The organism is Micromonospora sp. ATLC20 (assembly GCF_057196585.1).
In genome coordinates this window covers 21,918-30,060 of the sequence record NZ_JBXUOV010000063.1, presented here as the reverse complement: position 1 = coordinate 30,060, position 8,143 = coordinate 21,918, and the positions used below count along the sequence as shown (strand labels likewise).

Genomic DNA, 8,143 nt, shown 5'->3' with positions numbered 1-8,143 from the left:
CGCCGGCGGTGGACGGCCGCGCCACCGAGGCGGCCCGGCGCGCGCTCGCCGACGCGCTCGGTGTCCGGCCGACGACCGTGTCGCTGCGGTCCGGCGCGGCCAGCCGGGACAAGCTGTTCCTGGTCGAGCGCCCGCACGACGGACTGCCCGAGGTGCTGCGCCGGCTGCGCGACGGCAGCACGGCGTGAGGTCCGGTCGGGCCGGCCGGCGATGACCCCGGGGCTCGACGTCGCGCTGCTCGTGGGCGCCGCCGTGCTGCTGGTCGCGGTGGGCGCGGTGCGGTTCTCCACCCGGCTCGGCGTACCGAGCCTGCTGGTCTACCTGGCGCTCGGCGTGCTGCTCGGCGAGGCCGGCCTGGGCATCCGGTTCGACGACGTCGAACTGACCCGGGTGCTGGGCTTCTGCGCGCTCATCGTGATCATCGCGGAGGGCGGCCTGACCGCGCGGTGGACCACGTTGCGGCCGGTGCTCGGCCTGGCCGCGGCGCTGTCCACGGTCGGTGTCGTGGTCAGCATCGTGGTCGTCGGCGTGGTGGTGCACCTGCTGCTCGGCCTGGACTGGCGGCTGTCGCTGCTCTACGGCGCGGTGCTCTCCTCCACCGACGCGGCGGCCGTGTTCGCCACGCTGCGCCGGCTGCGCCTGCCGCCCCGGCTGGTGGCCGCGCTGGAGGCCGAGTCCGGGGTGAACGACGCCCCGGTCGTGCTGCTGGTGCTGCTGCTGTCCCGCGCCGGGGTCGAGGCCCACCACCCCTGGTGGTACGAGGTGCTGGTGCTCGGCTACGAGCTGAGCGCCGGCGCGGCGGTCGGGGTCGGCGCGGGTCTGGCCGGCCGGTACGCGCTGCGCCGGGCCGCGCTGCCGTCGGCCGGCCTGTACCCGATCGCGGTGGTCGGCTTCACCGTGCTGGCGTACGCGGCCGGCTCGGTGCTGCACGCCTCGGGCTTCCTCGCCGTGTACGTCGCGGGCGTGCTGCTCGGCAACTCCCGGCTGCCGCACCGCCAGGCGATCCTCGGGTTCGCCGACGGGCTGGCCTGGCTGGCCCAGATCGGCCTGTTCGTGCTGCTCGGGCTGCTGGTCTCGCCGAGCCGGCTGGACTCGGCGGTGCTGCCGGCCGTGATCACCGGGCTGGCGCTGCTGCTGCTCGCCCGGCCGCTGTCCGTGGCGGTCTCCGCGCTGCCGTTCCGGGTGAACCTGCGCGAGCAGGCGTTCCTGTCCTGGGCCGGGCTGCGCGGCGCGGTGCCGGTCGTGCTGGCGACCATCCCGCTGTCGCTGCACGTGCCGGGGGCGGACCGCCTGTTCGACGCCGTCTTCGTCCTGGTGGTGATCTTCACGTTGCTCCAGGCCGGGACGCTGGCGCCGGCGGCCCGGCGGCTGGGTGTGACCGCGCCGGCCGAGGCGAGCGAGATCCTGCTGGAGACGGCCCCGCTGGAACGGATGCGCGCCGACCTGCTCCAGCTGGAGGTGCCCGCCGGGTCGCGGCTGGCCGGGGTGCACGTGGACGAGCTGCGGCTGCCGGTCGGCGCCGCGGTGACGCTGGTACTGCGTGACGGGGTCGGTTTCGTGCCGGGCGCTGACACCCGGCTCAAGGTCGGGGACAGCCTGCTCATCGTCGCCACCGCCGGAGTACGGGACGAGACCGAGCGGCGGCTGCGGGCGGTGAGTCGCCGGGGCCGGTTGGCGAGGTGGTTCGGGGAGTACGGCGAGGAGACGGCCCGCTGATCTGCTACCGTTCCTTTTGCCCCGATTGATGGCAGTCCGGGGCGGATACGTGGGACGACGGTGCGGCACGTTGTCGGACGCCTGTACGTTCCGTATTCTTGCCAACCTCCGGAGTGCACGGCGGGCCCACTCGCCGTGCACCCTTCCGTACGCGGACGACGCCGACGACGGCGTCCCCGCCCACGCACCGCTGACCGCCGCTCCGCGCGGCTGAGGGAGCTGACGATGGCGAAGCCAGCCGACACCAGGACCGCCGGTCGCAAGCCGGTGGCGAAGGCCACCCGCAGCGCGGCGGAGACCGAGAAGATCCGGGCCGCCCTGGCGGCACGGCGGGACGAGCTGAACGCCGAGTACGATCAGACGCTGAGCGAGATCACCGAGCTGCAGCGCGACCGGCTGACCGACTCGGCCGGGGACGACCAGGCCGACACCGGGACCAAGACGTTCGAGCGGGAGCAGGAGATCTCTCTCGCCAACAGCATCAAGGAACGGATCACGCAGGTCGAGCGCGCGCTGGAGCGCCTCGACGAGGGTGGCTACGGCTGGTGCGAGCGGTGCGGCAACCCGATCCCGGTGGAGCGGCTCGCCGCGTTCCCGTCGGCCACCCTCTGCGTGACGTGCAAGCAGCTGGAGGAGCGGCGCTGATCACCGCTCCCCGGCGGCCGTACGGCAGACGGTGACCGCACCGTCTCGCGAGCGTCGATGGGGAGCAGATGACCGCAGCACCGCCCGCCGGGGCCGGCACCACCGAGTCGGGCGCCGGCGCGCCCCGCCGTAAGGCCGTCGGCCTGCTGCTCGGCGTGTCCCTGTTCTCGCTGCTGGCGGATCTCGGCACGAAGCAGCTCGCGCTCGCCGAGCTGACCGGCCGGGAGCCGGTGTCGCTGCTCGGCGGCGCCGTCTACTTCAGCCTCACCCGCAACAGCGGCGCGGCCTGGAGCATCGGCTCCGACCACACCTGGGTCTTCCCGATCATCACGTTCGTGGTGATCGGGTGGATCACCTGGATGGCGCTGCGGCTGCGCTCGCTGCCGTGGGCGGTGTCGCTGGGCCTGGTGCTGGGCGGCGCGCTGGGCAACCTGATCGACCGGATCTTCCGCGCGCCCGGCCACTTCGTCGGCCACGTGGTCGACATGATCAGCCTGTTCGACCCGTACGGCCAGGTCTGGCCGGTGTTCAACCTGGCCGACAGTTCGCTGGTGTGCGGCGTGGTGCTCGCGGTCTTCCTGGAGCTGACCGGCCGGCAGCGCGACGGCTCCCGGCTGCGCGACGAGAAGCGCGACGAGAAGCGCGACGACACCGCCCCGGCCGAGCAGCGGGAGAGCGCGTGACCTCCGCCTTCGCCGCCGGCGGCGACACCCGTTCCCTGCCCGTGCCCGACGGCCTCGACGGCATGCGCCTGGACCAGGCCGTGTCCCGGCTGTTCGGGCTCTCCCGCACCGCCGCCGCCGGCCTGATCGACGCCGGGGACGCGCTCGTCGACGGCGTGGCCCGGCCCAACTCGCACAAGGTCAAGGCGGGCTCGTGGCTGGAGGTCACGCTGCCCGCGCCGGCCGCGCCGCCGGCAGTGGTGCCGCAGGCCGTGCCCGGCCTGACCGTGGTGTACGCCGACGACGACATCGTGGTGGTGGACAAGCCGGTCGGGGTGGCCGCGCACCCGAGCCCGGGCTGGACCGGCCCCACCGTGATCGGCGGGCTGGCCGGCATCGGCCACCGCATCTCCACCAGCGGCGCCGCCGAGCGGCAGGGCGTGGTGCACCGGCTCGACGTGGGCACCACCGGGATCATGGCGGTGGCCAAGAGCGAGCGCGCGTACACCGCGTTGAAGCGGGCGTTCAAGGAGCGCGAGGTGGAGAAGCGCTACCACGCCGTGGTGCAGGGCCACCCGGATCCGCTGCGCGGCACCATCGACGCGCCGATCGACAGGCACCCGCACCACGACTACCGCTGGGCGGTGGTCTCCGGCGGCAAGCCGAGCATCACCCACTACGACACGCTCGAGGCGTTCCCCGCCGCCAGCCTGCTCGACGTGCGGCTGGAGACCGGGCGTACGCACCAGATCCGGGTGCACTTCTCCAGCATGCGGCACCCCTGTGTGGGCGACCTGACCTACGGCGCGGATCCGACGCTGTCGGCCCGGCTGGGGCTGTCCCGGCAGTGGCTGCACGCCCGCTCGCTGAGCTTCGCGCACCCGGGCACCGGCGACGAGGTGACGTTCGTCAGCGAGTACCCGGACGACCTGGCCCGGGCGCTGGAGATCCTGCGCGACTGACGTGAGCGACGATCCCGCGCCGCCGCGCCGGTCCCGGTCCGCCGCGCTGACCTGGGTCGCACTGGCCTGCGCGCTCGTGGTGCTGGTGGTGGCGGTGGCGCAGCGGCGGGACCGGCCGGTGAGCGACCGCACCGTGGGCGAGGTGACGAGGGTCGGCGTGACCGACGGCGCGAGCATCCCGGCGTACCTGCGGGCCGCCGGGGACGAACTGGCCCGCCTCGGCGCGCCGGACGGCTACGCGCTGGTGTCGTTCGACGGCTACCTGACCCCGGCGCGGGCGGCCGCCGCGCTGGACGGCACGCGTGTCTCGGCGGTGGTGGCGCGGGTGCCGCTGCCCGGCCGGCAGACGGAGATCGTCCGGATCGCGGCGCTGCGCCTGCCGCAGGACGTGGTGGCCGGGATGGCCGGCGTCGCGACGCGCAAGGACCGGGAGGCCGTTGACTACCGCTCGCGCGCCGCCGCGACCACCGCGGATCCGGAACTGCGCCGGGTGTACGACAGCGGCGCGGAGGTCGCCGCCCGCGAGGCGGAGGCGTACCGGACCGGCTGCGCCTGCGTCTACGCCGCGGTCGTGAGTGCCGCGCCGGACGCCCTGCGCGCGCTCACCGGGCGTCCGGGCGTACGGGTGGTGGACCCGGCGCCGGAGGTGCGCCGCCTGGACCGGACCGTGTTCACCCCGCCGCTGCCCGAACAGCGCGACGTGGTCCGGCCGCCGGCCGACACCGGCCCGGCCGAGGCAGGCGGAATGGGCGATTCGTCGGAAGCCGCACGGACGGTGAGCGGACCTTCACCCACCGCCCCCGCGCCCGCCGCCGGCTCCGGGACGCCCAATCCCGCTCCCACCTCCTGAGACATCGGGGTACGCGGCGACCCGGCCGATCCCATGGTGCGGCGGACCACCGGGCGATGTGCGGCGCGGGGAGTGGTCCGAATAGGGTTTCGTTCGTAGCCTGTCAGGCGGAGATCGATGGGCTGGGGGAGGGCGAATCCTTGGACGGCAGCGAGACCGGCTGGGGTCGGCAGGGCGAGCCGGCACCGCGGTGGCGGGCGCTGCTCGACCGGGCCCGGCTCGGCGGTCGCGGCGCGGAGCACGCCGACGCCGACCGGCACGTCGAGGAGCAACCGGCGCCGCCGCCCGACCCGCTGCCCCGTCGTGGCGCGGGCGCCGGGTGGACCGGGCGCGCCACCGCCGTCGGCCGCGCCCCCGACGGGTCGTACGGCGCCGAGCCCGGTTACCGGGCCGAGGCCACGTTCCGGGTCGACCCGGCCTTCCGCGCCGATCCCCGGCACGACGGCGAGCCCGCCTACCGGGCCGAACCGGCGTACCGCAGCGATCCGGAGCCGTCCTGGCGCGCCGGGCAGCCCTACCCGCCCGACCCGTCCTGGCGCGCCGACCCGTCGTTCGCGCCCGAGCCGGCACTCGCGCCTGAGCAGCCCTTCACCGCCGAGCCGCGCCCGGAGCCGTCCTGGCGGCCCGAACCGGCCCGTCCGGAGCCGCGCGGCCGGGCCGAGGCGCCGGCCGAGTCCCGGTACTCCCTTCTGGACGGCGGCTACCGGCCCGCGCCGCCCCCGCCCGAGTCCCGTTACGCGCTGCTCGACCGGGGCCGCTACCGGCCGGACACGCCGCCCGCCCCGGAGCCGGTGGTGCCCGCGCCCCGCCGCCCGCTGGAGGGCCGCTCCGGCCGGGTCGACGCGGCCCAGGTGCAGTGGCGCGCCCCGGAGCCGGACCCGGAACTGGAGCGGGCGACCAGCGTGCTGCGGCGCGAGCTGGGCACCCCGCGGGTGCTCGCCTTCGCCAACCCCAAGGGCGGGGTGCACAAGACCACCGCGACGGTGCTCGCCGCCGCGACGGTGGGCAGTGTCCGCGGACGCGGCGTACTCGCCTGGGACGACAACGAACTGCGCGGCACGCTCGGTCTGCGGGCCGGCAGCGCCCGGCACGCCCGTACCATCCGGCACCTGATCCACGACCTGGCGCAGATCGAGATCCTCGAGGGCAACACGCTGCTGTCGCACCTCGACGACTACCTGCGGCACGCCTCCGACGGCTCGTACGACGTGCTGGCCGGCGAGGAGAGCCCGCGCTTCGCGCAGCGGCTCGACCAGTTCACCGTCAAGCGGGTGCTGGAGCTGCTGCGCCGCACCCACGAGGTGGTCTGCGTGGACACCGGCAACAACGTGGAGAGCCCGAACTGGCGCACCGTCATGCAGGCCGCCGACCAGCTCGTGGTGACCACCGTGCCGCGCGAGGACGCGGCGTTCAGCGCGGACTGGATGCTCGACCTGCTGCACGAGGTGGGCATGGGCGAGCTGGCCGACAACGCGGTCACGCTGATCTCCTGCCCCACGCCGGGGCGTACCTCGTTGCAGGACGACCTGGAACGGCACTTCGCCACCCGGACCCGGGCGGTCGCCGTGGTGCCCTACGACCCGGCGCTGGAGACCGGCTCCTCGATCGAGTACCACCAGCTCCAGGCCGAGACCCGCAACGCCTGGCTCAAGGCGGCAGCGGTGATGCTGGAACCGTTCGCGCGCTGAGCGGCGACCACCGCCCCGCGCCGTGCCCGGGCCTGAGAGGATCAACGGGTGAGTCCGGACACCCCTGAGCCCGAGCGGGCGCGCGAGCGCACCGACGGCACCGACGCGCGTCCCGGCGACGCCCCGCGTCCCGGCGGCGTGTGGCCCGAGCACGCTCAGCCGCCCGGCTGGCCCGGCGGCCTGCCGGTACCCGCCGGCACGCCGGTCACCGCACCCGGCGCCGACCCGCTCGCCGGATACCCGGGCGTGGTGGCGGAGCTACCCGGTGCCACCCGGTCCCGCCGCCCGCTGCTGACCGCGCTCGGCGTGGTCGCGCTGCTCACCGCGCTCGGCGCGCCGCTGGGCCTGCTGTGGGCGTGGGCGGCGCCCGCCACCCCGGTCCGGCAGACCCCCGCCGGCACGGTCTACGCGACCACGCAGCCGGAGCAGCCGATCGCCGCGGACGGCTGGTTCAGCCTCCTGACGCTCGGCTTCGGCGTGCTCGCCGCGATCGCCCTGTGGGTGCTGCTGCGGCGTCGGCGCGGGCCGGCCGGCCTGGTCGCGGTGACGCTCGGCGGTCTCGGCGCGGCGGTGGTGGCCTGGCAGGTCGGCCGCCGGATCGGGCTGTCGACGTTCCAGCGGCTGGTGGAGACCGCGCCGCCGGGCACCGCCTTCACCAAGCCCGTCGACCTGCGCGCCGGCGGCGTCGACTGGTACGGCCCGCTGCCGGTGCCGCACGGGAACCTGCTGCTCGCCGCGTTCGGCGCCGCAGTCACGTACACGCTGCTGGCGGGCTGGTCGCGGTGGCCGTCGCTGCGGCCGGAGCCGGAGCCCGACGCGGCCTGGCCGCCGCCCCCGCCCGGGTTCAGTTCGGCGCCGGGGGACCAGCCAGCTCGCTGAGCGGCACCGGCACCGCGCGCACCTGGCGCAGCAACGCCGTCTCCCGGTTGAGCAGGCGCAGCTCGGCGCGCAGCCGCCCGGCCGTGTCGTCGGCGGCGAGCAGCCGCTGCCGGTCGGCGACGGTCAGCGCGGCGGTCGCGGCGACCAGGTGCGACAGGACCGTCGGATCCTCCGGCAGCTGCTCGGTGATCTCCTGCTGGTCCGGCCGGATCAGGCCGAGATATTGCCGGAACACCGAGATCACCCGGGCCGCCAGCAGGTCGGAGACCTCGTCCGGGCCGTCCGGCTCGGGCAGCCACTCCACCTCGGCGGTCAGGTACGGCTCGGCGGAGGCATCCACCTCGGCGACCCGGAACCGCCGCCGCCCGACCGTGACGATGTCGAAGCCGCCGTCGGCCAGCTCGGTGACCTGCCGCAGCTCGGCGGTGCAGCCGACCTCGTGCAGCGTGACGTCGCCGCCGACCGGCCCGGAACGCCCCGGCGGCCCGGCCGCCGCGACCTCCCAGCCGGCCTGGATCGCCACCACGCCGAACTCGCGCGGCGCGCCCTCGGGCAGCCCCACGAGGTGGCGCACCAGCGCCTTGTAGCGCTCCTCGAAGATGTGCAGCGGAAGGACCAGCCCGGGGAAGAGGACGGTCCCGAGCGGGAACACCGGCAGCCGTGCGCTCACGTGATCGAGCGTATCGCCAACCCGCCCGCCCGCGCGTGTCCCGGCTCACCGTCCCGGCGTGCGGGCGGGCC

Annotated in this window: 9 protein-coding genes; 8 read left to right on the top strand and 1 reads right to left on the bottom strand. The window is 75.6% G+C overall.

Features of this window, described 5'->3' with window-relative positions; all coding sequences use genetic code 11:
• The 8 genes from AC2CHG_RS15605 to AC2CHG_RS15570 form a co-directional block, all read left to right on the top strand.
• Positions 1-188 (top strand): DUF167 family protein (locus tag AC2CHG_RS15605; protein WP_484524989.1); only part of this gene is annotated, 188 nt, incomplete at its 5' end.
• Between the two features lie 22 nt (positions 189-210).
• Complete coding sequence (locus AC2CHG_RS15600) at positions 211-1,716, top strand: potassium/proton antiporter (RefSeq protein WP_484524988.1); 1,506 nt, start codon at positions 211-213, stop codon at positions 1,714-1,716.
• A gap of 225 nt (positions 1,717-1,941) precedes the next feature.
• Positions 1,942-2,361, top strand: coding sequence for a TraR/DksA family transcriptional regulator (locus AC2CHG_RS15595; RefSeq protein ID WP_018785248.1), 420 nt, complete (start codon positions 1,942-1,944; stop codon positions 2,359-2,361).
• 68 nt (positions 2,362-2,429) lie between these two features.
• Positions 2,430-3,044 (top strand): signal peptidase II, encoded by a 615-nt coding sequence (lspA, locus tag AC2CHG_RS15590; protein ID WP_262014601.1) that lies wholly within the window; start codon positions 2,430-2,432, stop codon positions 3,042-3,044.
• Positions 3,041-3,985, top strand: coding sequence for an RluA family pseudouridine synthase (locus AC2CHG_RS15585; RefSeq protein WP_484524987.1), 945 nt, complete (start codon positions 3,041-3,043; stop codon positions 3,983-3,985). Before lspA ends, AC2CHG_RS15585 begins: the two co-directional genes overlap by 4 nt.
• A gap of 1 nt (position 3,986) precedes the next feature.
• Complete coding sequence (locus AC2CHG_RS15580; RefSeq protein WP_402808634.1) at positions 3,987-4,835, top strand: hypothetical protein; 849 nt, start codon at positions 3,987-3,989, stop codon at positions 4,833-4,835.
• Between the two features lie 140 nt (positions 4,836-4,975).
• Positions 4,976-6,523 (top strand): ATPase, encoded by a 1,548-nt coding sequence (locus AC2CHG_RS15575; protein WP_262014604.1) that lies wholly within the window; start codon positions 4,976-4,978, stop codon positions 6,521-6,523.
• 48 nt (positions 6,524-6,571) lie between these two features.
• Positions 6,572-7,402: a DUF2567 domain-containing protein gene (locus tag AC2CHG_RS15570; RefSeq protein WP_366622215.1), complete on the top strand. Its 831-nt coding sequence runs from the start codon at positions 6,572-6,574 to the stop codon at positions 7,400-7,402.
• On the opposite strand, the gene AC2CHG_RS15565 is transcribed toward AC2CHG_RS15570, so the two are convergent.
• The gene (locus AC2CHG_RS15565; protein WP_402808640.1) at positions 7,368-8,072 is read right to left on the bottom strand and encodes an LON peptidase substrate-binding domain-containing protein; all 705 of its coding nucleotides are present in this window, start codon (positions 8,070-8,072) and stop codon (positions 7,368-7,370) included. The genes AC2CHG_RS15570 and AC2CHG_RS15565 overlap by 35 nt on opposite strands.
• Positions 8,073-8,143 lie beyond the last annotated feature (71 nt).

What these genes read in the sequence shown, in the direction of transcription:
- AC2CHG_RS15600 (WP_484524988.1), top strand. Translation starts at nt 211, where the DNA reads ATGACCCCGGGGCTCGACGTCGCGCTGCTCGTGGGCGCCGCCGTGCTG.
- AC2CHG_RS15595 (WP_018785248.1), top strand. Translation starts at nt 1,942, where the DNA reads ATGGCGAAGCCAGCCGACACCAGGACCGCCGGTCGCAAGCCGGTGGCG.
- lspA (WP_262014601.1), top strand. Translation starts at nt 2,430, where the DNA reads ATGACCGCAGCACCGCCCGCCGGGGCCGGCACCACCGAGTCGGGCGCC.